The sequence below is a fragment of the Fibrobacter sp. genome (assembly GCF_045601785.1).
In the GTDB taxonomy this organism is placed as follows: domain Bacteria; phylum Fibrobacterota; class Fibrobacteria; order Fibrobacterales; family Fibrobacteraceae; genus Fibrobacter.
The window spans coordinates 65,495-88,795 of sequence record NZ_JAZSAF010000064.1 but is presented as its reverse complement, the minus strand read 5'-3'; the positions used below and the strand labels follow the sequence as shown (position 1 = coordinate 88,795).

The window sequence follows — 23,301 nt, the reverse complement described above, 5'->3', positions numbered from 1 at the left end:
TTTTTTGTTGGGGTGTAAAGTGCTAGGAGGAAACATGAATTCTTTTGCATGTTGCTTTAAAGGAATGATGCTTGTTTTGTTGTCGTTCCTTTTTGTTGCCTGTGGCGACAATGGCTCGAGTTCGGGAGCAGAAGATGAAATTCCCTTTTCGAGCGAGACCGTTTCGAGCAGTTCGTACCAACTGCTCCTATCTTCTGCAGATGCAGAAGGGGAGTCGTCGAGTGAAATGCAGACTGAACCGTCTAGCAGCAGCTTTGTGAAAACTTGGGATTATTTGAATCCCGAAATTTCTTACGAAGAGATTGTCGATAAGCGCGACAGTCAGGTCTACAAGATTGTGAAAATCGGCAATCAGTGGTGGATGGCAGAAAACTTGAATTACCGCTATCTGGAGCCCAACTATAAAGTCGATTCGAGCAGTTTCTGCTACAACGATTCCATCCAGTATTGCGAAAAGTCCGGTCGCCTGTACCTGTGGAGCGCTGCGGTTGATGGTGCGGGGCTGTTTTCCGACAACGCTAAGGGATGTGGCTACGGGGAACATTGTGAACCGATTTTACCAGTGCGGGGAGCCTGCCCCGAGGGCTGGCATTTGCCCGATTGGGACGATTGGAGTGAATTGTTCGATTTTGTGGGTGGACAGGGCGCTGCTTCTAAAGCTCTAAAATCGAAGACTGGCTGGAAGAACGATGCTAATGGTCTTGACACCTATGGCATGGCTCTGTTTCCGGCCGGTGTTCGGAGCATGGTGGATATTGGCATGTATTCATGTTTGGACTGTTATGTTGAATTTTGGGTGTCCTCGTATAAAGACGATTATATGTCACAAAGTTTGAGTTTTAGCAAGGAAGGACTAGGTTTTGGTCAGGGAACACAGGATTATGCCCATTCGGTCCGCTGCATCAAGGATTTTGATGCGACTGATATTGTCTCTTCCTCGTCGGTTTCGAGTAGCTCAAATGATGCGCCGGAATCGTCCTCGTCCCATGAAGAATCGTCTTCTTCTCGCAATAATGAGAGGACTTATACGGATTCCCGCGACGGTCAGGTTTACAGGGCGGTGAAGATTGGTGAGATGGAATGGATGGCACAGAACCTGAACTACGAAACGGAAAGCAGCTATTGTGCCTATACCTCTCCCGATAGCTGCGCCAAGTACGGTCGCTATTATAAATGGGCAGATGCCGTTGGCAAAACTGAAGAAGAATGCGGTGAAGGCCACGAGTGCGGACTCATTAACTACGACTATGCTGAGGGAATTTGTCCTACCGGTTGGCATCTTCCGTCGCAAAAGGAATGGTACGCCCTTATGGATGCTATTGACGGTCAAAAACCAACGACGACGAAAATGCTGAAGGCGAAAGATGGTTGGTCTGATGGGGCCGAAGGTACCGACGATTACGGATTCTCGGCTTATCCGGAAGGGACATGGTATGGTGAAGACCTTCTCTTCTATGAAAACAATGCTTATTTCTGGGTGTCTACGGAGTACTCCGCTGATTTGGCAATTTCTGCGAGAATTGAAGAAGACAACACCATTTGGGTTCCGCCCGAGTATAAGCATTTTGGGATGAATGTCCGCTGTATCAGGAATTAGTCTATGAAGCTTTCATCCCGACTCCCCAAAGATCTGTCTCCATCGCCGTTCTTTGCTGAACTGGAACGCGCGAAGGCGTGCGTGAAAAAGGATGCTGCCGAGGGCGATCTTTCGTTTATCGACATGACGGTTTCTTCGCCTGTGAAGGCGGGGCTCCCGATTGACTTGAATGCTGCGGTGGAGGAGGCTCGCAAGGATTTCGGTTGCTGGAATCCGGATGCGGCGGGTTGGAAGTCGGCGCGCGAGGCGGTGGTGGAGTACTATCGCGAACGCGGCGGTAACTTTACTGCGGGCCAGATAATCCTTACGGCGAGCACCAGCGAAGCATACTCTGTTTTGTTCAAGACTTTCTGCGACCCGGGCGATGTGATTTTGACGCCGATGCCCGGCTATCCGCTGCTCGATACGCTTGCACAGCTCGAACATTTGGAATGTGCACCGTATTTTCTGCAGTTTACTAAGATTAAAACGTCATTGCGAGCACAAAGTGCGAAGCAATCCATCTTCCGTTTCGTGCTCGATACCGACAGCCTGCTGGCAGCTCCTGAGAAAGCGAAAATCCTGCTGCTGGTCTCTCCGCATAACCCGACAGGGCATTGCGTCTCTCGTGAAGAATGGAATGCGGCGGTCCGTTTCTGCGAAGAGAACGACATGATTCTCGTGGTGGACGAAGTCTTCGGCGATTACGGTTTTTCGGATAAAGTCTCGCGTACTTGGCAATACGTCATTGCGACCCCCGAAGGGGGGAAGCAATCCATTGAGGAAAAATCAAATAATCTATGGGATGCGGGCGGAAACGACTTCATCAACCTCCCCGAAGACGGTCCCAAGTGTCCGATATTCTGGCTGAATGGCTTAAGCAAGGCCGTAGGATCCCCGCAGCTCAAACTCGGCTGGATGGCGTTCTACGCGCCCCGTGAACGCTTTGAAGAAATCCGCGCGGCGCTTGAATTTGTAGAAGATGCCTACCTGAGTGTGTCCGCCCCGGCGCAGGCGCTTGGCACAGCGCTATTGCCCGCGGCCGCTGCTTACGAAGCCCGCGTCAAGGAACGTCTCCTGCAAAATTGGCAGACGCTCCGCGAAGCCTTCCCGTCTAAGTACTGCCCCGAGGTTCTCGGCGGTTGGTATGCGGTGGTTCGCCTCGGTGAAGACGACGAGGAACTCACGCTCCGTTTGCTCCGCGAAAAGCATGTGCTGGTGCAGCCAGGCTTTTTCTTCGATTTCGACGAAGACGGCTGGGTGGTGGTGAGCCTGTTGCAGGATCCCGCCGCATTCCAAGAAGCTGTTGCGAGAATGAAAGATTTTCGTTAAGAAAATCGAATTTGTATTTGGAAAAGGAAGGTGTTAGGAGGGGCGGAGCCTCTCCTTGTCTCAGAACGATTCTCGTTAAGAAAATCGTTCGTATAGTGCGTCTCTCTCGACTGGTTCCAAGCCCTCGTTCAGAATCAAGGACTTCATGCGCTCGGGGCTCATGCCCACGGGAACCGTGGCGCCGGCGGCGTGCGTGATTTTTTCTTCGATAATAGTCCCGTCCAAATCCGACGCGCCGGCGTGGAGCGCCTTCATCGCAGTCTCGATACCCATCTGAATCCAGTACGCTTTAATATGCGGGAAGTTGTCGAGGAAAAGCCTTGCGACGGCGACCGTCCGCAAAATGTCTTCTTCGCTGGTGATGTTCGGAACAATCTTATGCAACGCGTTGTGTTCCGGGTGGTACACCAGCGGAATGAAGGCGAAAAAGCCGGGAGCTTCGTCCTGCAGGTCGCGCAGCATTTTCATGTGGGTGATGCGGTCTTCAATCTTTTCGATGTGGCCAAAGAGCATCGTCGCGTTTGTCGGGATTCCAATCTTGTGGGCTGCGCGGTGGACATCGAGCCACTCTTCGCCGGTTTCCTTTCCGGGGCAAATCTGGTCGCGCACGTCCTGCACCAAAATCTCGGCTCCTCCTCCGGGGAGTGCGTCGAGTCCCGCCTCTTTAAGCGTCGACATAATCTGTAGCGGAGTCTGTCCCGAAATCTTTGCGAAATGGCAAATCTCGACGGCAGTAAAAGCCTTCAGGTTCACCTTCGGAAATTCTACGCGCAGCTTGCGAAGCATTTCGATGTAGTAATCGAACGGGTGATCCGGATGGAGCCCGCCTACAATATGCAGCTCACGTGCACCGCCGGCGATGGCTTCGGCTGCCTTTCCTCGAATTGTGTCGTAGTCCCAGTCGTAGGCGGTGGGACTGTCCTTCTTGATTTTCGAGAAGGCGCAGAACTTGCAGTGCAGCACGCATACGTTGGTGTAGTTGATTTGGCGGTTGTTCACCCAGTACACGGACTTTCCGTGTCGGCGTTCCTTTTCGGCGTTTGCGCGGGCGCAGAGCTCGTCGAGCGGGGCGTTCAAGAAAAGGTCTAAAGCTTCAGATTCCGAAAGTCGTGACATCTTTTTACCGCTATTTCAGTTTTTCAATGATTTTGTCCACGTTCGTGAAGGCGCAAACGGGTAGGCTAATGGCTTTCCTTGATGCCTTGACCGAATTCGGATCGGGGTGGTCCGCTTCTGTCCAAATGATGCCTCCCAGAACCTCCTTGTGAAAGCGTGCAAAGCAAGGCTGATATTGCAGGGCGCTGGGGTAGTGGATGCAGTAGGGAATTTCGGCCGCTTTCAGTTTCTGGATAAAACCTTCGCGGTTTTCGGCCAGAATTGTATATTGGGCATAGGTGCACTTACATCCGGTTTCGATTTTTTGCGGAACAATCTTCTCGCCGGCAGCTGCGGTGCGGTTGTATTCGGCGAAAAAGGCGTCATACTTGGCTGCGTTTTGGCGTCTTACGGCGAGTTCTTCGTCGAGGTACTTGAGCTTGACGCGCAGGACTGCCGCCTGCAGTGCGTCGAGTCGGCTGTTCATACCAAGGGTTTCGTGTTTGTATCGTCCGATGCATCCGTGGTTAGCAATCATGCGGATTTTTTTGGCGAAGTCTTCGTTAGAGGTAAAGAGTGCTCCGCCATCCCCGTAGCAGCCGAGGGGCTTGCTGGGGTAAAAGCTCGTGATGCTGATGTCTCCGAAGGTGCAGGCCATCTGGTTGGTCCTTGCGCCGAATGCCTGCGCCGAGTCCTCGATAATCCAAAGGTGGTGTTCTCTCGCGATTTCGCGGAGTTCCTCGAAGGGAGCGCACTGACCGAACAGGTTCACGGCGATGATTCCCTTGGTGTGCGGTCCAATCTCTTTTTTGACGCTTTTCGGGGAAATCTGGAGCGTTTCGGGATTGATATCGGCGAAAACGGGGGTCGCTCCGAGAATTGCAACGCATTCTGCTGGGGCGATGAACGTAAAGTCGGGGACGATTACCTCGTCACCGGGGCGTAAATCCATTGCCATCAGGGCAATCGTGAGGGCGTCGGTACCGCTTGCGCAAGTGATAGTGCGGGTGGCACCGCCCAGGTAGTCCGAGAGTTCCTTTTCCAGGGACTCCACTTCGTGTCCACCGATATAGCAACCGCTGTCCAGCACCTCCCGTTCGGCTTTTTCTAGTTCAAAACGGTATTTTTCGCGCTGTCCAGTGAGATTTACAAAGGGAATCATACCCTAAAAGGTAGAAAAAATTGACGACCCCTTGAAAAAATCAAAATAATTACTAACTTTGTGCCAACATTTTTAAGTAGGTTTTCACCCGGAGATAATAAGGTGCCGCAACACAAATCTTGCAAAAAGCGTCTGCGTCAGGCCGAAAAGGCCAATGCCATGAACCGTTCTACCCGTTCCGCTATCCGTACCGCCCTCAAGGCTGTCCGTAGCGCAACTACTAAGGAAGAAGCCCTCAAGGCCATGCCGGCTCTGTTCAGCATGCTCGACAAGGCTGCTGCCAAGGGTCGTGCCGGTTTCTGCGCTAACCGCGCCGCTAACTACAAGGCAAAGGCCGCCAAGGTCGTCAATAGCCTTGCCTAATTAGCGAACTTAGCTTATCGCTAATCAAATTCTGAGTGAGCCGATGCACCTCTGTGTGTCGGTTTATTCTTGTTTTTATTGGGTATTGTCATTTTTCTATATTTAGGTTATGGATTCGGTAAAACACTTCTTTCAAGATTGGATGGGTAACGCCATCGACCATACGGTGCTTCAGCGCCTGTTTGCGGCACTTTTGCTCCTGGTTATCGCGAAGGGACTCCTGATTTTACTGAAATACGCCGTCAACCACGCCGAGAACCGCGGCATGGACACTTCGGCAAAGCCGCTGGTCTTTTCGCTGTTCTCCTACTGCATCTACATTGTCACGCTGTTGCTGGTATTGCATGTGCTGGGTGTCAATACGGCGGGCATCGTTGCCATGGTGGGGGCTGCAAGCCTTGCCGTGGGCCTTGCCCTGAAAGACGCCCTTGCCAATATCGCATCGGGGCTTTTGCTCCTCTTCTTGCGCCCCTTCAAGGCGGGCGACTACATCGAATGTGGCAATATCAAGGGGAATATCGTCGGTATTAGTTTGTTCAACACGACGCTCAAGGCGATAGATGGTCTCTACATTTCCGCTCCGAACTCGTCCTTGTGGGGGCAGCCCATTGTAAATTTCAGCAAGAATCCGCTCCGTCGTCTAGAAATTACGGTCGGTATCGACTATGGCGATTCCCCCGAGAAGGCGCTCGACATCATGCGCGATGTAGTGGCGGGCGAACCCCTGTTTATGCGCAAGCCGGAACCGCAGTTCTTTGTGGCGGGGCTTGAAGACAGCTGTGTGAATGTGACGTTTAGGGCCTGGGCCCGTACGCAGGATTTCTTCAACCTGAAGTGGAAATACACCGCCGAGATTAAGAAACGCTTTGCCGAAGAAAATATCACGATTCCGTTCCCGCAGCGCACTGTTCACCTGGTTGAGCGTCCGTAAAGCCCGCCGAAAGTGGCCGATGTTCCTATTTGGAGTACAAAAAAGGGGCTTTTGGCGGTAAAAAAATCTTTTTTTTATTAGATTTGTAACAGATATATCAAGGATGTGTGATGTCTTCGATAAATTTTGCTACACGAGAGATTAGTTGTAAAGTCGTTTATTACGGTCCGGGCCTGAGCGGAAAGACCACCAATTTGCAGGTGATCCACCAGAAGATGCCCCAGGACAAACGTACCGACATGGTGTCCCTCGCCACCGAGGGCGACCGTACGCTGTTTTTTGACTTTTTGCCATTGAACTTGGGTGACATCAAGGGTTTCAAGACTAGGTTCCAGCTCTATACGGTCCCCGGTCAGGTTTACTACAACAGTACCCGTAAGCTGGTGCTTCGTGGTGTAGATGGCATTGTTTTCGTGGCGGACTCCCAGAGGTCCCGTCAGGCAGAAAATCTGGAAAGCTTGCAGAACCTGCGTCAGAACTTGCAGGACTACGGCATGGATCTCGACGACATGCCCTTTGTGCTTCAGTACAACAAGCGCGACATGGACAATGTGTTCACGCTCGACGAACTGAACAAGGAACTTAATCCGCGCAATGTGCCGTTCTTCCCGGCGACCGCCCATAACGGTAAGGGTGTCGTGACGACGCTCAAGACCATTGCGATGCTCGTGATTGAAAAATTTAACGTGAAGCAGGGATTCCTCCGCCAGGCGGCCGCCAATGTGGGCAACACCGGCGTCCACGACGTCTCGCTCACCAAGGAAGGTGTCTCGGTCAAGGCCCAGGCTCCGGCCGCACCTCAGCAGCCTGCAGCAGCTCCTGGGACTGCATCGCCTTTCCGTATGCCATCTTTTGCGGCAAAACCGCCTGCAGGGGCACCCGCACAACCTTCGACTTCGGGGGCAGGTCTGTTCCAGAAGGGAGCGACTTCCTCGCCGTTTGGCCGTCCGCGTGCCGCGACGACCATTCCCAGAATGCCGACTTTTGGCCGCGATGTGGCTAAGCCGCAGGCTGATGCCGATGACGAGATTGAATTGCGTCCGTACATTCCCAAGAAGAAATAGGTAGAGTTGCAATATGAGTGATTTTACGATTTTTTCAGATGATGCCGCAAAGGTGCAGCGCTTGATGACCGCCTACCAGGCAAGCGTCAAGGCCGAATACATTGTGCTTTGCCACCGCGATGGTTCCATCATTGCCGAAGTGGGCTCGTTGGGAGTCGATGCAACTCCGCTTGCAGTCTTGAGTACGGCTTCGTTCGACTCTGCACGCCAGGTCGGCATGATGCTTGGTGGCGAAAATTTCCAGGCGGTTTCGTTTACTGGCGAAAACCGCTCCATCTACATTTCTCCTGTAGACCAGGCGCTCCTGTTGGTGCAGATTTTCCCCGGCTCCAAGCTTCCCAACCGCATCGAAGACTTCAACCGCCTGTTGGTCGAAAAACTCGTCGATGCCGTGCCTGCCTTTACGCAGAATACAAGTCGTCTGGTTCGTTAAGCTTAGGCTAAAGGTCTCGCTGTGACAAGGTTTCCGCCGCTTCGTAACTTGCGGAAGACGACAATTGTCGTAGCCGTTGTATTCCTGGGCTTTTTACTTCATCGAATTATTGTTGCCTATATGGGCGACGAAAAAATCCGTGATTATGCCGAAGCGGAACTTTCGCTTGCACAGAGCGTGGTGTGCAGCCACATTGTCAATGGCTCCCCGTTCGGTGTTGATAGCTCCTTTGAAGAAGGCATGCGCCTTTATTATTACTCGACCGTATCTTCGGCCCTGCAGCTTAAGGATGACACCTTGATGCATGTCTGGTTCAACGGTGCCGATACGGTGCAAAAGCTAGCCTGCGATGTGACGCAGGATGTCTGTCTCACGACGATTGCGCCCACGCTTTTAAAGGCGGGCGAGTGGAGCGTGGACCTGGTGGCGGGGCGTAGACTGCTTTCGACCCGACAGTTTATTGTAGAACCTAACGAAAGGTAATCCCCATGTCCCGGCAGTTCTGGTTGGGACTCCTGTTGCTTGCGGCATGTGCTTTCGCCGTGAACGTGGATTCGCTTCCGGTCTGGGATCCTGCCCTGTTGGTCCGGGGCGATTCGTTTGTTGTAAATCCAGATACGGCTTTACGAACAGATTCCCTGGAAACGCATGGCTACAAGACGGTTCAGGTGACTGTGGGCGATGGAGGCACCCAGGTGGATCAGGAGCTTCGTCTCTCGATACAAGGGCGCCTTACCGACAGCGTCTATATCGATGCGCTTCTTTCTGATGTGGGCCGCCGTGCCGGCGACCAGACGACGGCGACGCTGCGAGAAGTGGACCAGATCTATTTTCGCGTGGAATCTCCGCACTATTTTTTGCATCTTGGCGATTTGACTTGGGTGGATACCTCGATGGGGTTCACCGGCATGAGCCGCGCATCGCTGGGCGTGATGGGTGGTGTGCGCGGCGACTTCGGTGGCGGATATACGCAGGTGCGAGGCGTGGTGGGAACCGACGAAGTGGGGCACTTTACGCGGACATTCAACGGCGTGAGCGGACAGCAGCAGGGCTATTCGCTCGACGCCTACGGGAGCTTTATCGCGGTGGTGCCAGAGTCCGAGACGGTATGGCTGAACGGGGTGCGTCTCGTCCGTGGCCGAGATTACCTGGTAAACTATGCGGGAGGCATGCTCGACTTCAAGGGAGCCGTGCTCCCGAGCTTTGACGATGAAATCCGCGTAGAGTATGATGCCTACGAAGGTGATAACATCTATACGCTGAAGGGAGCGCATGCGAGCTATCATCACCCGAACCTATACCTGGATGTGTCGGGTTTTCGGCTGGAAAACGACGTGGAACGCCTGAAGCGTGGCGTGTGGACGGACGATGACTACGCGCTTCTCAAGAAGGACCGTGGCGAAGACTTTAATCGCGACGATACCCTGCCACCGCTGAATCGGCCCGACCGCACCGAACGCATGAATGCGCGCGTTCGCCTGCAGCACAACCGGCAGTTCTACGGCGATTTTGAAATGGCGTTGAACCGCCGCGATTCCAACATGGTGGCAAGTCGGGTTGATGGTCCCGAAGGGCGCGCGTTCCGCTGGTATGTGACTTCGGATTCGACGCGCGACCTGTTGCATTTCCCGCTTGCGATGTCTGTTTACGGTAACCGAGTGGAACAGGGCTACGACATTCTGCAGTACCCCGGTTCCGATTTGGACTGGAACCTTTACAACCTGCGCGATTCCTGGGACCTGGCGTACGGAGATTCTTCGTTTTTAAACGACGACCTGCTGCACGACGAGTTTGCGATGCGGTCCAGGTTCTCGCGGGAATGGTTTGGGCATGCACAGTGGGGTTACCGCCGCAATGCAGGCGAAGACTGGAATTCTTCACGAGTGGAACTGGGTATAGAACATCGCAACCGGAACGCCTTGGGAGAGCTCTCGCTCATTCGCGTGGCAAGTGAACAGGAGAGCGAGATGGAACGCTACCAGGGAACAGCCAGCGCGGAATACCTGCTGGGAATGGTTCGGCCGTTTGGGCGTGGTGACTTGCGATTTACAAAAATTACCTTGGACGAAATCGAAGATGAAGTGGTGTATGGGAAGTCTTCTAGTGGCGTAGGCATCTTCTTTGACCGTGGCGAAGTTCGCGAAAGCATCGGCGGTCGCATGGCAAAACGCCGCGGCGACACCTATGGCGACGACTGGGCCGATTCCCTGTGGGCATCCACCTGGCTGCAGGAGGCAAACTACAATAGCCGTTATTTCACGCTTTCGCACTTGTTGCAGTACGAACGCGTCCGCAGGGATTCTTCCGACAGCGAGAACAGCTGGCTTTCCAATCTGGATTCCCGCTTCGGTGGCGAAGAACTAGGCTGGCAGGGGAATGTATCTTACAGGCTTGGGCTTACCGAAGAGCAAATTTACACGGCGGTCTACAAGGCGGTGGCGCCCGGAACGGGCGACGTGCGCTACGACAGCCTTACGTCTAGCTATATCGAAGGCGTCGACAACGGCGATTTTGTGTACGAGGGAATGGGTCGCAACGATTCCGTCGGGGCAGTACTTTCTTCTGATGCGGCGTTCAGTACAGAACTGCGTTTTAATCCGGGACTTGCTCTTGGGATCCGCGACGGTTTTTTGCGCGATGTGACTTTCGGTGTGTCTTACGAAGGTGAAGGAAGCGATACGACGGGTAGAAGAATCTATTTCCCGCCGGTGAACCGCTCGCAGCTGCACCGCACCACATCGGGTCGCATGGAAGTCGGAGGCCTCGTAGATTGGCAGCACCCTTCGGGCGTTTCGCTTGCCTATAAGCCGGGAGCCTCTTTTGACAAGAAGCTTTCTTCGATATCTTACTACGAAACATCCTATTCGCATGAATTCGATGCGGGCTACCGGATCAACCTGGACCATTTTGTAGGGGCGACACTCCTGATTCAGGAAAACGAGCTTTCGGCGATGCAGGAATGGAACTGGGACATTTACGACGGGACGCTTCGCTACCGTTTCGATTTCTTGCAGGGGTTCTACGTGCAGCCGCTGGGCCGCTACCGCAAAGGCGAAGGCAGCGACGATACCGGCAGTGAACTTGGAGAATTTGAATCAGATCTCTGGGAAACGGCTCTCCGCGTCGGTTACGACAAGCAGAAGAAGGTGAACGCTTTCGCAAATTTCTCGGTGGTACAAGTCGAGAGTGATGGCGACGTGATTCCCTACCAGGTGATGGCGGGCTACAGCGATGGTCGCACTTACCGCTTTGAATTTTCGCTCTCGGTGGACTTGAACGATTACTTGTCGATGGGCTGTCACTATATTTTGCGGTTTGGCGACGCCGAGGAGAATATCTTCCAGAAGCTCTCTACCGAAGCGAGGGCGTATTTTTGATGTGTGATATGGAATGTGAAATGAGAAATGAGAAATTAGTGAATGTAATCCTGAGCGGAGTGCGATGCGCGAAGTCGAAGGATCTTTTGCTGATTCTTGTTTCCGTGTTGTTCGCTTGTGTGCATGGATTTGCGACTAATTGCCGCATTACGGCGGTGCAGTGGGTGGGTGAATCCGAACCTTACGAACAATCGCAGGTTCAGGCGCTCATCGGCAAGTCCTGCGAAAGCTGGCCGCTTACACGCGACCGTATTTTGAGCTATTATGAGAACCGCGGTTTCTTGGCGGCAAAGATCGAGGATGAAATCGATTCGGCAGGGCGCTTGACCGTCTCTCTCAATTGCGGCTCGGCATGGGTCTGGGCAAGTCCTGAAAATATGGATTCTTCGGGAAGCAGGCCCGAGGTATTCCGCCACCAGACAGGAATTGTTGCAGGAGACCTTGTCTCGCCCCTGGACTTAGAACGCTCTGACATGAAGCTTGCGCGCCTTGGCTACTACAACCGTACCGCCCCCGTGCAGATGTTCCGCGACAAGAACCGCAACCGCATTGTGCCGGTGTACCACATGCAGGCGGCAACCGTCTCCGAGGCTTATGCGCTTCTGACTTATTCCAGCGAGACTGACGTATGGGAAGGCAACGTGAACCTTTCGCTCTACAATATCCGCGGAACCGCCCGCGATTTGCTTCTGGAAGGCTATACCGCAGAAGATGCTCGCAGGCTCGATGGCGCCTACAAGGAACCGTGGATTTTCGGTACCGAATGGAATCTGGTTGCTAGGGGCTACTTCGACGAAGATTCCTCCACGCGCGATGCTTATGGTGAACTTGGTGTTTCGCGCGATATCGGTTTTGACTTTACTGTGGGCGTATTCGTGGGCGTCGGCAAGCACCGTAAAACCTCGTCATTGGAACTTTCGTATGTGTCGTTGGACCGTTTTGTTTTGCCGCGTTCGGGCACGCAGTTCCAGGGGGTCGTAGCGTGGAACATGGATCGCCCCGATTCGCTTGACAATTACCTCAAGGCATTGGCAAGGCTTACGCGTTATTTGCCGCTTTATGGCAATTGGATAACGCGCTTCAGCGGGGCTGCCGGCGGAATTTTCCCGACCGATGCGGCACTTGACCGCTTCGACTATTTTGCGCTAGGAGGCATGGATAGCTTCAAGGGCATGGACGTTCGCTTTATGCGCAGTCGCGCCTACGGTTTCTCCGAATTTGCAATCCTCTGGCAAGACGGCTATGATCTAAGCATCGAGGCATTCTACCAGCCGGGACTTTACCGTTCCTTCAGCCGCCCTGACCGCGGCTGGAAACGCGAACAGGACTACGGTATAGCCTTTACGCAGTACCGCGGCAACTGGAGCGTGAACCTGTACTACGCTCTCCGCAATGGCGAAAATTACTTGGACGGAATAATTGGATTTGGCCTCAAGACTCTATTCTGAGAGACCTGAAAGGGTGTGCTGCTGCAGCGTTATTTGTTACTTTCGAGCATGTCCAGGGCGAGCTTGGACAAGTAATTGGTGGGGAAGCCGCCTGCTTTACTGAATGTCACTTCCCCTTTTTTATTCATTGCGACCATGTAGGGGACGCCCTTCACATCAATATGGAACGCAGGTTCATAAGTGTTGTACCAATAGAATGTTTTCCAATCCCAGGGAATGTCTCGTTGGTATAACCATTGGCGGATTTCGTCTTTGGATTCGCCATGGACGCAGAATAATATGTTGATTTTATTTTTTCTGAAGAATTCTGTTAGTTCTTTTAGGGCACTGATTTCTCTGACGCAGACGGGACACCATGTGCCCATAAAGAAGACGAATGTTCCGTTTTCGCCAGTGACTTCGTTCAGGCTGAATGTCTTGTCTTCCAGATTGTAGAGCGTGACATTTCCATCAATTTTATTGGAGAACGGATTAAACCCTTTTATATAAAAGGCGTAATAGGCTGCCAATGCGAGAACGACAAGAATGATTAGTTTTTTCAAGGTCATATTTTTAATATATCTTTTTTTTCGAAGATAAGTAAAAAAAGATATTCTTCTGCTTGACCTTAGAAATTCTCAATACGTGCTGTTGCGTTGGTCGCTAAACCGGAGTCTTGCTTTTTTCGCCGGCGATTTCTCGTACAAGTTTCGGAACAAGATAGCCGGGCAGCTTGGTGCGGATTTCTGCAATCAGCTTGCGGGCTTCGTCATCAGCTACTTCGAAGTGGGCGACCCCGTTCGCATGGTCCAGCTGGTGCAAGTAGTAGGGGAGCACACCCTGCTCAAAAAGCTTGCGGCACAGGGCGGTGAGCTTGGCGGCGTCATCGCTGATTCCCCGCAAGAGCACGCTCTGGTTCAAGAGCGTCCAACCGCTAAAGCGTAATTGTGTAAATACGGTAGCCGATTCCTCGTCTAGTTCGTCGGCGTGGTCTACATGCGACACCAGCACGCAGCTAAACCTGGCAGGCAGTTCGCGCAACAGTTCAAAATGCTGCATCACGATGTCCGGGCGCATCACGGGGAGTCTCGTGTGGATGCGGAGCGTGGTAACCGAGGGGTGCATCGCGATCGCTTCAATCAGTTCGCGGAAGGCGCCGGGACCAAGTGTCAACGGGTCGCCGCCCGAAAGAATCACTTCCCAGACGTCGGTATGGGTGTCGAGCCAGTGGCTCACCTGGCGCGCCACGTCGGGTGTGTTCTGGAACGGGTAGTTCTTGCGGAAACAGAAACGGCAACGGGCACCGCAGGTGGCGGTCGAGACAATCAGGGCTCGTTGGTCGTATTTCTGGATCACACAGTCGGATTTTCCGGCCGGTAAATCGCCCACGGGATCGTCTACAAAGCCTTCGACCTTCTTGAGTTCGTCCTTGGTGGGCAAAATTTCGCGCAACAGGGCGGCAGGGTCGCCAGCCTTCTTGATCAGGTCGGCGTAATGCCTAGAACAAAGGAACGGAAACTTCGGGTTCAGGTCAAGGTCGGCAAGTGCGGTCGTTTTGGCAATGACTGTCGCCAAATCGGATCCCAAATAGTCCAAAAAGTCAGGGATTTGCGTAAAAACGGTAACGGGGCTTTCCATTATATTGCTAAATTTAGAATCAAAATCAACAAGAGGATAATATGGGTACTGTAAGCACCAACGAATTCCGCAAGAAACTTAAAATTATGGTTGATGGTCAGCCGTACGAAATCATCGAAAACCAGTTCGTGAAGCCGGGTAAGGGTCAGGCCTTTAACCGCGTTCGCATCAAGAACTTGGTCACCGGCCGCACCCTCGAACGCACTTGGAAGAGTGGCGATACGGTTGAAGAAGCCGACGTGACCTTCACCGAAATGACCTACCTCTACAATGACGGTTCTACTTGGTATTTCTTGAACAACGAAACTCAGGAAACTGAAGAAATCTCCAAGGAAGCTCTCAATGGCTGCGAAGTTTGGCTTCTCGACGGCGCTACTGTCGAAGTCACTTGGTGGAAGGACCCGAAGACTCAGGCTACGCTTCCGATCGAAGTGATTCCGCCTACTTTCGTTGACCTCATGATCATCGACGCTCCTCCGGCAGTCCAGGGCAACACCAGCGGTAACGTGATGCGTGAATGCACCGTTGAAACCGGCGCCAAGGTGATGATCCCGCTCTTCATCGAGAACAACACCAAGATCCGCGTGGATACCCGCGACGGTTCTTACCTCGAACGCGCGAAATAAGACCGAACCGGCTAAACACTCCAGAATCCTTACTCTGGAGCCGGTTCTCTCGCGAACACGCCTGGTTAATACCAGGCGTTTTTCGCTCACGGTATTTTTCACTTTGTCATGCGTCCCTGCGACGGGGCTTTCTTTGTATGTAGGGGAAGGCCCCCCAGAGCTAAGCTCGCTTAGCGGACAAATTACGGCCTTCGGCCTTTATTGTCCGCTCACCGACTTATCTTCTTCCGCTTCGGGGAATGTTGTGTCTGTTGACATGCTGATCCGTGGAAACTCTAAGGCAGATTCCTGCCTGCATAAGCAATCTTTGCCGAGAATAAAAAACTACCTTTTGTAAGAATTAATGATTTGTGTTTCCATGAGGTCCCTATGAAGCATTTTGTAGTGCTGATGCTTTTTGTAGCCTTGTTCGCTGCTTGCGATGGTGATTCTAGTAGCTCAGCCCCGCTTTCAGATTCGAACGAAGAATCGTCTTCGTTGATTAATTCCAGTTCATCAGTTACTCAATCAAGTAGCTGCCAAACAGTTGAAAGTAATTACCAGACAATAGAACCTTCTTCAAGTTCTGCAGACATATCTAGCAGTAGTTTGGTAGAACCGTTGAGTTCTGTGTCTGGTTGTAAAACAGAGACGGAAGATAACTGTGTGTATGGTTTACTTACCGATGAACGAGATGGTCAGAGCTATAAGACTGTTGTTATTGGAGCGCAAACATGGATGGCGCAGAATCTCAATTATAAAGCAGATGACAGTTATTGTTATCGTAACGATGTGAGTAACTGTACCAAGTACGGTCGACTCTATACATGGGGGGCTGCAATGGGTATGTATCCAGCGGGGAATACCGAAGGTGCATGCCCTGCAGGTTGGCATTTGCCGAGTCCAGATGAATGGGAAACTTTGTTTGACGCTGTCGGTGGATCGCTGTCTGCAGGTACAACGCTTAAATCTTCTACCGGTTGGGATGAAGTCACATCTGATGGTGTTAACGGGACGGACGCATTCTCGTTTGCCGCGCTTCCTGCAGGTGATCGAAGTTACGGTGGGGGATATGACGACAAAGGTGTTTATGCATACTTCTGGACTTCTGCGGTGGCAAGTGAAGATGCTGGTTTTGCGCAGCATGTGTTCATGAATGGATACAACGAATCTGCAACACTGAGTGCGCTCTATAAGGACAGTGGTTTTTCGATTCGTTGTCTTAAGGATTAAGGAACTCCATAGAAGTTCTCTGACACTTTAATTTTGTAATCAACTTTGTGCCTGTCTTATTCTCGGACAGGCTCTTTTTTTGTCCCGTTAAAATCATTTTACCAGCAAGATTGGCAAAAAACGCCTGAAAAACGCGTGTACAGTAATATAGAAACTCGTAAAAATAATCTACCCACTTGACATATACACACGAAATAGGTATATTGAATGATACAAAATTTTTCAATGAACGAAGGGCATTTTTATAACGTTGAGATTGTTGACTACCACTAGGAGCAGACCATGAGCAAGCATATTGAAACACCTACTATCGGAGAAATCCTGAACGAAGAGTTTTTCACGCCTATGGGATTGTCTGCCTACAAGGTTGCCCAGGCAATCAGTGTTCCTGTTTCAAGAATTCAGGACATTCTTCACGATCGCCGACGGATTACAGTTGACACCTCTCTGAGGCTCGCCAAGTTCTTTGGTGTTTCTGACGATTACTTCATCTCTTTGCAAGATGATATCGACATTCGTAACTTGAAACTCGAAATCGCTGAAGAACTGGATAAAATCAAGACCTTTGAACCAGCTTAAATTGTTTTAAATATTTTTGAACTTCGATCCAAATTTCCTTCATTGACAATCTGTCTATGGAATAAGGGCGCTGGGGGCGCCTTTTGTGTTTTTTTCAAGATATCTTTAAGAAGGATGTTTGAAAAAGAAGGGTTGTCATGGGATTTTTAAATAAATTCTCAGGTTTCGTGCCGGCAGCATGTTTTGCTGCGGGCTTCATTGCGTTCGGGACTGCGCCTGCAGAGGCCGCTCCGGATCCGAATTTCCACATTTACATTGCGTACGGACAGTCCAATATGGGCGGCACGGCAGATGCACAGAGTGCCGACAAGGCTGAAAACCCGCGCTTCAAGATTTTCGCCTCGCAAAAGTGCAGCGGCAAGGGCCGCAACACCATCGGTGAGGTTTACCCAGCGGTGCCTTCGCTCTTTAACTGCGGCAACACGATCTCCATTGCCGACTGGTTCGGGCGCACGATGGCCGATAGCATGCCCGACGTAACGGTCGGGATTATCCCGGTTGCGGTGGGTGGCGCTAGCATCAAGCTCTTTGATCAAGATCAGTATGCAAGTTACCTCGCGGGCGCCGAAAGCTGGCTCCAGAACTATGCGAAGGAATATGCGAGCGATGGCAACGTAGCGAAGACGATTATTGATATCGCGAAGAAGGCGCAGCAGGTAGGCGTCATCAAGGGGTTCATCTTCCACCAGGGCGAAACCGACGGCGGCTACCCGGACTGGCCGAAAATCGTGAAGAAAACCCGCGACGACATTCTCAAGGCGCTAGACATGAGTTCCGATACAGTTCCTTTTGTGGCGGGCGAACTCCTGCGTTCGGGCTGCTGCTATTCCGACCGCGTGTCGAAACTCCCGAACACGATGGATAATACCTACTACGCGTCGTCCGAGGGCCTTGACGGCAACGGCGTGGACCGATACCACTTCGGTCACGACGCATACGTGACATTTGGCAAGCGCTATGCGGAGCAGATGCTCAAGGCAATAAACCGCGCTCCGGTGGTTCCCGAACCGCAAAAGCCTTTCAAGGGTAAGCCGTTTGAAATTCCGGGCAAGATTGAGGCGGAAGACTTCGACATCCCAGGTGTCGGCTCAGGCAACGACTCCTACAGCGAAACCGATTCCGAAGACCACGGCGGCACCAATTACCGCGAAGGGACGGGCGTCGACATTTACAAGAAGGCGACGGGCTACATCGTGGGTTACAACCAGGAAGGCGAATGGCTGGAATACACCGTGAACGTGAAGGAAGCGGGCGAATATTCCTTCTACGCATCGGTCGCATCCGCAAACGAGACTTCAGGCTTCCAGATGTCGCTTGACGGCAAGAACATCACCGACGTGATCTCTGTCCCGAAAAACGAAGGCGAGGACAACTACGACGACTACAACAAGGTGCGGACGACGGTGAACCTCCCTGCGGGCGAACACATATTGCGCTTTACGGTGACAGGCTCGTGGATGGATGTAGATTATTTCGCGATACTCACGGAGGAAGACGAAATTGAATGTCTTGAAAATTGCTTTGACTTTGTAAGGCCCGCGCTATCGCACGCAGCCGGAGCCGAAAGCTACCGCATCTTCGACATGAACGGCAATTATCTGGGAAAGGTGCGAGCCTCAGGAATGCAGGAACTCCGCGCCAGTGCGAAAATCCTCGTGAAAAACGGCGGCACGTTCATCGCAAAATCCCGCGCGGGTTCCGCAACGATACGCGTGATGAAGTAATTAGCGTTCGCGCGTTCCGTTAGAGACTGAGCGATTTCCTGAATACCCGGGCGACTTCGTCTGGGTTGTCGCTTTTTAGCCAGCTGAGCGTTTCTGTGCCGCGGTAGCTCCAGGCGAAGATGTTGTCGATGCCTGCCTTGCGGCTTTCTTTGACGGCGATTGCGAGATCATTTTCGCGGCCCGCTTCAATCTGGTATGCCTTAATCCACATCTGTACGGCCTTGCCGTACTTGGTGGCGACATCCACGAGCTTCTTGGCTGTCTCGGCGTACTTTTCGCGGACCCATTCCTCGGCGGCGCCTCGTTCCCAGTACGGGTCGCTGGCCACTTCGTCGACGCTTTCGAGGCTTGCCACGCGGCCCCAGTCATCGAGACCTGCGGGAAACCAGGGCGGGAGCATGCACACGCAGTTGCGCTTGCCGCGGGCGTGCACGTCTTCAGTCATTTCTTTCAGAAAATCAATCAGGCTGTCCTCGCGGAACTTCAACACGTCGTCGGTAAGTTCTGCGGGCATATCGTAGCCGAAACGGGCGCGGAACAACTCGCGGCAATGCGGGCAGCGGCAACTCCAGTTGCTAAGCCCGCCTTTCTCAAAATAAAAATGCGGCTCGTCCCAGAAAATGGTGCTTACTTTGGTCGCACAGACGGATTCGATCCACTTGTGCATGTAGGCGCGGAATTCCGGATGGTTCGGGCAGGCGGCCACCTTGGGCTTGCCATCGAGTGCCACCTGGCATAAGTCGTGGTTCCTTGCGGTGAGTTCCGAATACGCCTCGCCGCCAAATACTCGGCCCACACCCCACGGGTTCACGTAGACAGTCAGACCTAAGTCTGCAGACTGGTCCACGATTTCCTTCATGGTACCGTAGTAATACTGTTGGTCTTCTTCGCTCCACGTGTGGAGAACCGCATTGAAACCCGCCGCCTTGATGTCGGCCATGTCGGCCAAAACATGCTTGGGCGAGCGTACGCCAAAATAACTTACGCCTTTAATCATGGTAAGTAATGTAGAATTTGGAGAAGGTCCCTGAGCCTGTCGAAGGGCCTGTTAGGCTCTATTAATTATTAGCCCACTGGGGTGAGCCACTCTTGAGCAACACCTGTTCCAGCGTGCTGTACCATTCTTCTTCGCTCACGGGCTTGCGCACCCAGTAGTAGTTGTCGTCGCTTTCCGGTAGCGGCATATTGTCTGGAACGAGTTCCACAATCCACGATTCAGGAATACCGTCGTGCAAGAGCTTGCTGAATTTCAGGTTCTGTTCGTGGGGGCGGTCCGCATGGTCAAGAATGATGAGTGCGGGGGACTGTCCGATAATCAATGCAGATTCCAGAAGGTTTGTGGCGTCTTCGATGGAATTGCAGGTATACATCGTAGAATCTTCCGCCAAATCACCGTGCTCCAAAAGCCAACGGAACGTCCATTGACTGAGGCGGTCTAAGCTGCCTGGAGAAGACGGGGCTATGAAGAAGATGTGTCCCATGCCCTAAAAGATAGGTAATTCTCCCGGATTGTGAATAGATTTTTTTGTCTTTTTCACAAAAATTTTTTTGTCCAATAGTTGTATTCAATTTATCAACAATTTACCGCCAAGTTGTTGTGTTGGCGTTTTTTTTGAATAGTTGAAGCGGGAACACTTGTGGATAAAAAAGTGGTTTATGCGGAGAGGAAATGGAAGCGTCGGCCTAGGATGGGGAGCGTAAAAAAGCCCCTCCCTCATTAAAAATTATATTTTAAAGAAAAAGCTTTTTGATGATTTAAAAAGATGTTTCCTAACCTAGGTGAATTCAATTTTATTCAGGCCCTTTTAAAAGATACTGCCGCCTTTAAAAAAGAACCTCCCGCAACAAGAGGCTGGCTCGGCGTGGGCGATGACTGCGCCCAATTCGACGGCTGGCTCGTGACCAAGGACCTCTCGGTAGAGAATACGCATTTCAGGCTGGACTGGTCAACGCCGGAGCAGGCGGTCGAAAAGCATATCGTTTCTAATGTGTCCGACATTTCTGCCATGGGCGGCGTGCCAAAGCTTGCTGTTCTTGGGCTTTGCATTAACAAGAGTTGGTCCGAAGAAACCCGCGTCCGTGTGCGTGATGCTCTTTCACGGGGCTTTGCCAAACGTGGAATCGCCTTGATTGGTGGCGACACCGTGGCGGGGGATGTCGGGATGTTTTCGACGACGCTTTTGGGAACACTCGCGGGCGAATCTCCGCTTTTGCGTTCTTCTGTGCGTTCGGGAGATAACTTGTATGTAAACGGGACTCTCGGCAAGTCGGGCGCGGGACTTTGGCTCCTGATGAACCATCCGGAAGCGGCGGCCGATTTTCCGACGCTGGTGGAATACCACCTGAACCCAAGGATTCGCGAGTCGGCGGGGGCAGAACTTTCTAGGCTCTGCGGGCGCTCCGCCTGCATGGACATCAGCGATGGCCTCTCGTCGGAACTTAACCATTTGGCGTGTGCGTCGGCGGTTTCCCTGGAAATTGAAGAAGAATTTTTGCCGATAGATTCCGAAGTTTTGCGAATGTGTGAAAAATATGGTGAAAATCCGCTAAAATTTGCGTTAAATGGCGGTGAAGAATACGAGCTGCTGTTTGCAAATTCGGCTCCAAATAGTATATTTGAAAAAAATGCCCTTTTGGGCGGGGTGTGTAGGATAGGGAAGGCTTTGGAGAGTACCGAAGTTTTTCCTGTTCGTATGCACCGCAAAAATGGAGAATTTTTGCCCGTAGAACCGCGGGCATGGTCGCATATATGATGAATAACAGCAAGATGAACCTCGGTCAGTTGTTGCTTCGCCAGGGAGTCCTCGACGAAGACCAGCTGGCTCACGCCATGGCCGAACATAAGCGTACGGGCCTGATGCTCAGTAAGATTCTGGTGCGCCTTGGCATGGTGAGTGAAGAGACTCTGACGAACATCCTTGGTTCGCAGATGCAGTCTTCGACCAAGATGCGTATCGGCGAAATGCTCCTTGCGCAGGGTTACATTACCCAGGAACAGCTGGACAAGGCTCTCGAAACGCAGAAGACCTCGGGCAAGCGACTCGGTCGCACCTTGGTGGACCTGGGCTACATGCCCGAAGAACGCCTGATTGAAATCCTTTCGAGACAGTTCGAAGTTCCGTATGTAAAGCTTGAAAACTTCAATATCGATCCCAACGCCTTCAACTACTTGCCCGAAGACATGTGCAAGCAGTACAAGGTGGTGCCGCTCTTTGTTCAGACGGGTGAAGACGACCGTCACCAGACCCGCTCGGTGATGACGATTGCGATGACCGACCCCACCAACATGCGTACCATCAGCATCGTGAAGTTCAAGGTGCGTATGGATGTGGATGTGGTCATGGCCTCCGAAGCCGACGTGATGAAGGCCATCGAACGCGTGTTTGCCGGTCACGGTCCTGCCGAAGAATCCCTTGCCGACCTTATTAGCGAATCGAAGGATGGTGATGAACTGGAGACCGTGGAACGCGGTCAGGGAAACAGCGACGAACCGGAACTTTCCGACGAAGAAGGCCGCGCGGTAGTGAAGATCGTGACGACCCTGATTCACGAAGCCATTGCCCGTAAGGCTTCCGATATTCACCTGGAACCGCAGGAAACCTTCCTCAAGTTGCGTTACCGTATTGATGGTGACCTGCAGGTGATGTCCCCGATTCCGGCTCGTTTGATGCCGCAGATTCTTTCGCGTATTAAGCTCCTTTCGAAGATGGACATTGCTGAAAAGCGTAAACCCTTGGACGGCCGCTTTACCGTGCGTTACAAAGGCTCCGAAGTGGACCTTCGTGTGAGCTCGTTCCCGATTTCTCTGCGTAAGCGCGGCGTTTGCGAAAAGATCGTTATGCGTATCTTGAACCCGAACTCCGGTCAGTTCCCGCTGAAGGACATGGGTTTCGACCCGCGCGTGCTTAAGCAGTTTATGGATGCGATTAATGCTCCTAACGGTATTGTGCTGGTGACCGGTCCTACCGGTTCCGGTAAGTCTACTACGCTTTATGCTTCTATTCGAGAAATTTTGGATTCCACGATCAACATCTCTACGATGGAAGACCCGGTGGAATTGAATATTGACGGTGTGAACCAAGGACAAATTAACAACGCCGCGGGCTTTACCTTTGCGGCGGGCATCCGCGCCCTCTTGCGTCAGGACCCGGATGTGATTATGATCGGTGAAATGCGTGACCAAGAAACTTCGTCCATGGCTATCGAAGCTGCTTTGACGGGTCACTTGGTCTTTAGTACGCTCCATACCAACGACGCTGCCGGTGCATTCCCGCGTCTATTGGAAATGGGCCTGGAACCGTTCCTTGTGTCTACCGCTATCAAGGGCGTGCTGGCACAGCGTCTTGTGCGCCGCATTTGTAAGTACTGTAAGGAACCTGTCGAAATTTCGCAGGCCATGCGCGACGAATTCCACTTGACCCCCGACATGCAGTTCTACCATGGTAAGGGTTGCGACAAGTGCGATGGTTCGGGCTACAAGGGCCGTTGCGGTATCTACGAATTCCTGGTTCCGAACGAAACCGTGCGTAACCTGATTATCAAGCGTTCTTCGGGCGATGTCATCAAACGTGCCGCCATGCAGGAATGCGGCATGATTACCTTGCGTATGGACGGTATCCAGAAGGCTTTGGACGGACACACGACGCTCGAACAGGCCATCGGCGCCTCTACCTCTGACGACTAGTAGAAGCCCCCGATTCAAATTTAAAGAAAGACCCTCTTGGAGGGTCTTTGAAAATTGACCCCGTGACACATATGGAAG

The 23,301-nt window shown here is 52.3% G+C and carries 20 protein-coding genes and 1 pseudogene; 15 read left to right on the top strand and 6 right to left on the bottom strand.

The genetic code is table 11. The features are described 5' to 3' along the window. Positions 1 to 34 precede the first annotated feature (34 nt). Together ACKI61_RS10450 and ACKI61_RS10445 are read left to right on the top strand one after the other, a co-directional pair. The gene (locus ACKI61_RS10450; RefSeq protein WP_407457659.1) at positions 35 to 1,597 is read left to right on the top strand and encodes a fibrobacter succinogenes major paralogous domain-containing protein; all 1,563 of its coding nucleotides are present in this window, start codon (positions 35 to 37) and stop codon (positions 1,595 to 1,597) included. Positions 1,598 to 1,600: 3 nt separating this feature from the next. After that, positions 1,601 to 2,908, top strand: a complete 1,308-nt coding sequence (locus ACKI61_RS10445) for a pyridoxal phosphate-dependent aminotransferase (RefSeq protein WP_407457658.1) — start codon at positions 1,601 to 1,603, stop codon at positions 2,906 to 2,908. Between the two features lie 75 nt (positions 2,909 to 2,983). Here ACKI61_RS10445 and mqnE read toward each other — a convergent pair whose 3' ends face one another. After that, positions 2,984 to 4,024 carry an aminofutalosine synthase MqnE gene (mqnE, locus tag ACKI61_RS10440; protein WP_407457657.1) on the bottom strand — a complete coding sequence of 347 codons (1,041 nt, stop codon included), beginning with the start codon at positions 4,022 to 4,024 and terminating at the stop codon, positions 2,984 to 2,986. Between the two features lie 10 nt (positions 4,025 to 4,034). After that, positions 4,035 to 5,165: a DegT/DnrJ/EryC1/StrS family aminotransferase gene (locus tag ACKI61_RS10435; protein ID WP_407457656.1), complete on the bottom strand. Its 1,131-nt coding sequence runs from the start codon at positions 5,163 to 5,165 to the stop codon at positions 4,035 to 4,037. A 102-nt stretch (positions 5,166 to 5,267) separates the two neighbouring features. On the opposite strand from ACKI61_RS10435, the gene rpsT reads away from it, so the two are divergent. The 7 genes and pseudogenes from rpsT to ACKI61_RS10400 all read left to right on the top strand — a co-directional run bounded on the left by rpsT (position 5,268) and on the right by ACKI61_RS10400 (position 12,781). After that, a complete protein-coding gene (rpsT, locus tag ACKI61_RS10430; protein WP_173565653.1) occupies positions 5,268 to 5,528 on the top strand; it encodes a 30S ribosomal protein S20 in 261 nt (86 codons plus the stop codon). A 109-nt stretch (positions 5,529 to 5,637) separates the two neighbouring features. Continuing rightward, a complete protein-coding gene (locus ACKI61_RS10425; protein ID WP_407457655.1) occupies positions 5,638 to 6,459 on the top strand; it encodes a mechanosensitive ion channel family protein in 822 nt (273 codons plus the stop codon). Positions 6,460 to 6,569: 110 nt separating this feature from the next. Further along, positions 6,570 to 7,133: pseudogene (locus ACKI61_RS10420) on the top strand (GTP-binding protein); the annotation flags it as partial. 403 nt (positions 7,134 to 7,536) lie between these two features. Beyond that, entirely contained in the window at positions 7,537 to 7,956 is a 420-nt protein-coding gene (locus ACKI61_RS10415; RefSeq protein WP_407457654.1) for a roadblock/LC7 domain-containing protein, read from the top strand. A gap of 120 nt (positions 7,957 to 8,076) precedes the next feature. Then, positions 8,077 to 8,439, top strand: a complete 363-nt coding sequence (locus ACKI61_RS10410) for a hypothetical protein (RefSeq protein WP_407457653.1) — start codon at positions 8,077 to 8,079, stop codon at positions 8,437 to 8,439. A gap of 5 nt (positions 8,440 to 8,444) precedes the next feature. Continuing rightward, positions 8,445 to 11,333, top strand: coding sequence for a hypothetical protein (locus tag ACKI61_RS10405; RefSeq protein WP_407457652.1), 2,889 nt, complete (start codon positions 8,445 to 8,447; stop codon positions 11,331 to 11,333). Positions 11,334 to 11,353: 20 nt separating this feature from the next. Next, a complete protein-coding gene (locus tag ACKI61_RS10400) occupies positions 11,354 to 12,781 on the top strand; it encodes a BamA/TamA family outer membrane protein (protein ID WP_407457651.1) in 1,428 nt (475 codons plus the stop codon). 29 nt (positions 12,782 to 12,810) lie between these two features. Here the strand turns inward: ACKI61_RS10400 and ACKI61_RS10395 are convergent, their stop codons facing one another. Then, positions 12,811 to 13,329 (bottom strand): TlpA family protein disulfide reductase, encoded by a 519-nt coding sequence (locus ACKI61_RS10395; RefSeq protein ID WP_407457650.1) that lies wholly within the window; start codon positions 13,327 to 13,329, stop codon positions 12,811 to 12,813. Positions 13,330 to 13,423: 94 nt separating this feature from the next. Next, a complete protein-coding gene (locus ACKI61_RS10390) occupies positions 13,424 to 14,398 on the bottom strand; it encodes a KamA family radical SAM protein (protein WP_407457649.1) in 975 nt (324 codons plus the stop codon). A gap of 41 nt (positions 14,399 to 14,439) precedes the next feature. On the opposite strand from ACKI61_RS10390, the gene efp reads away from it, so the two are divergent. The 4 genes from efp (at position 14,440) to ACKI61_RS10370 (ending at position 18,539) form a co-directional block, all read left to right on the top strand. Continuing rightward, positions 14,440 to 15,024: an elongation factor P gene (efp, locus tag ACKI61_RS10385; protein WP_072978494.1), complete on the top strand. Its 585-nt coding sequence runs from the start codon at positions 14,440 to 14,442 to the stop codon at positions 15,022 to 15,024. Between the two features lie 369 nt (positions 15,025 to 15,393). Next, complete coding sequence (locus tag ACKI61_RS10380) at positions 15,394 to 16,236, top strand: fibrobacter succinogenes major paralogous domain-containing protein (RefSeq protein ID WP_407457648.1); 843 nt, start codon at positions 15,394 to 15,396, stop codon at positions 16,234 to 16,236. 282 nt (positions 16,237 to 16,518) lie between these two features. Further along, positions 16,519 to 16,815, top strand: coding sequence for a HigA family addiction module antitoxin (locus tag ACKI61_RS10375; RefSeq protein ID WP_407457647.1), 297 nt, complete (start codon positions 16,519 to 16,521; stop codon positions 16,813 to 16,815). 137 nt (positions 16,816 to 16,952) lie between these two features. After that, positions 16,953 to 18,539 (top strand): sialate O-acetylesterase, encoded by a 1,587-nt coding sequence (locus ACKI61_RS10370; RefSeq protein WP_407457646.1) that lies wholly within the window; start codon positions 16,953 to 16,955, stop codon positions 18,537 to 18,539. 19 nt (positions 18,540 to 18,558) lie between these two features. On the opposite strand, the gene ACKI61_RS10365 is transcribed toward ACKI61_RS10370, so the two are convergent. Then, complete coding sequence (locus ACKI61_RS10365; RefSeq protein WP_407457645.1) at positions 18,559 to 19,536, bottom strand: hypothetical protein; 978 nt, start codon at positions 19,534 to 19,536, stop codon at positions 18,559 to 18,561. Positions 19,537 to 19,597: 61 nt separating this feature from the next. After that, a complete protein-coding gene (locus ACKI61_RS10360; RefSeq protein WP_173565637.1) occupies positions 19,598 to 20,020 on the bottom strand; it encodes a hypothetical protein in 423 nt (140 codons plus the stop codon). A gap of 282 nt (positions 20,021 to 20,302) precedes the next feature. Between ACKI61_RS10360 and thiL the strand changes: the two genes are divergently transcribed. Together thiL and ACKI61_RS10350 are read left to right on the top strand one after the other, a co-directional pair. Beyond that, positions 20,303 to 21,292, top strand: a complete 990-nt coding sequence (gene thiL / locus ACKI61_RS10355; RefSeq protein WP_407457644.1) for a thiamine-phosphate kinase — start codon at positions 20,303 to 20,305, stop codon at positions 21,290 to 21,292. Then, positions 21,289 to 23,223 carry an ATPase, T2SS/T4P/T4SS family gene (locus ACKI61_RS10350; RefSeq protein WP_407457643.1) on the top strand — a complete coding sequence of 645 codons (1,935 nt, stop codon included), beginning with the start codon at positions 21,289 to 21,291 and terminating at the stop codon, positions 23,221 to 23,223. Before thiL ends, ACKI61_RS10350 begins: the two co-directional genes overlap by 4 nt. Positions 23,224 to 23,301 lie beyond the last annotated feature (78 nt).

Excerpts from the sequence above, each read along its gene's own strand:
- ACKI61_RS10450 (WP_407457659.1), top strand. The coding sequence starts at position 35 with ATGAATTCTTTTGCATGTTGCTTTAAAGGAATGATGCTTGTTTTGTTG.
- ACKI61_RS10445 (WP_407457658.1), top strand. The coding sequence starts at position 1,601 with ATGAAGCTTTCATCCCGACTCCCCAAAGATCTGTCTCCATCGCCGTTC.
- mqnE (WP_407457657.1), bottom strand. The coding sequence starts at position 4,024 with ATGTCACGACTTTCGGAATCTGAAGCTTTAGACCTTTTCTTGAACGCC.
- ACKI61_RS10435 (WP_407457656.1), bottom strand. The coding sequence starts at position 5,165 with ATGATTCCCTTTGTAAATCTCACTGGACAGCGCGAAAAATACCGTTTT.
- ACKI61_RS10425 (WP_407457655.1), top strand. The coding sequence starts at position 5,638 with ATGGATTCGGTAAAACACTTCTTTCAAGATTGGATGGGTAACGCCATC.
- ACKI61_RS10415 (WP_407457654.1), top strand. The coding sequence starts at position 7,537 with ATGAGTGATTTTACGATTTTTTCAGATGATGCCGCAAAGGTGCAGCGC.
- ACKI61_RS10410 (WP_407457653.1), top strand. The coding sequence starts at position 8,077 with ATGGGCGACGAAAAAATCCGTGATTATGCCGAAGCGGAACTTTCGCTT.
- ACKI61_RS10405 (WP_407457652.1), top strand. The coding sequence starts at position 8,445 with ATGTCCCGGCAGTTCTGGTTGGGACTCCTGTTGCTTGCGGCATGTGCT.
- ACKI61_RS10400 (WP_407457651.1), top strand. The coding sequence starts at position 11,354 with ATGAGAAATGAGAAATTAGTGAATGTAATCCTGAGCGGAGTGCGATGC.
- ACKI61_RS10395 (WP_407457650.1), bottom strand. The coding sequence starts at position 13,329 with ATGACCTTGAAAAAACTAATCATTCTTGTCGTTCTCGCATTGGCAGCC.
- ACKI61_RS10390 (WP_407457649.1), bottom strand. The coding sequence starts at position 14,398 with ATGGAAAGCCCCGTTACCGTTTTTACGCAAATCCCTGACTTTTTGGAC.
- efp (WP_072978494.1), top strand. The coding sequence starts at position 14,440 with ATGGGTACTGTAAGCACCAACGAATTCCGCAAGAAACTTAAAATTATG.
- ACKI61_RS10380 (WP_407457648.1), top strand. The coding sequence starts at position 15,394 with ATGAAGCATTTTGTAGTGCTGATGCTTTTTGTAGCCTTGTTCGCTGCT.
- ACKI61_RS10375 (WP_407457647.1), top strand. The coding sequence starts at position 16,519 with ATGAGCAAGCATATTGAAACACCTACTATCGGAGAAATCCTGAACGAA.
- ACKI61_RS10370 (WP_407457646.1), top strand. The coding sequence starts at position 16,953 with ATGGGATTTTTAAATAAATTCTCAGGTTTCGTGCCGGCAGCATGTTTT.
- ACKI61_RS10365 (WP_407457645.1), bottom strand. The coding sequence starts at position 19,536 with ATGATTAAAGGCGTAAGTTATTTTGGCGTACGCTCGCCCAAGCATGTT.
- ACKI61_RS10360 (WP_173565637.1), bottom strand. The coding sequence starts at position 20,020 with ATGGGACACATCTTCTTCATAGCCCCGTCTTCTCCAGGCAGCTTAGAC.
- thiL (WP_407457644.1), top strand. The coding sequence starts at position 20,303 with ATGTTTCCTAACCTAGGTGAATTCAATTTTATTCAGGCCCTTTTAAAA.
- ACKI61_RS10350 (WP_407457643.1), top strand. The coding sequence starts at position 21,289 with ATGATGAATAACAGCAAGATGAACCTCGGTCAGTTGTTGCTTCGCCAG.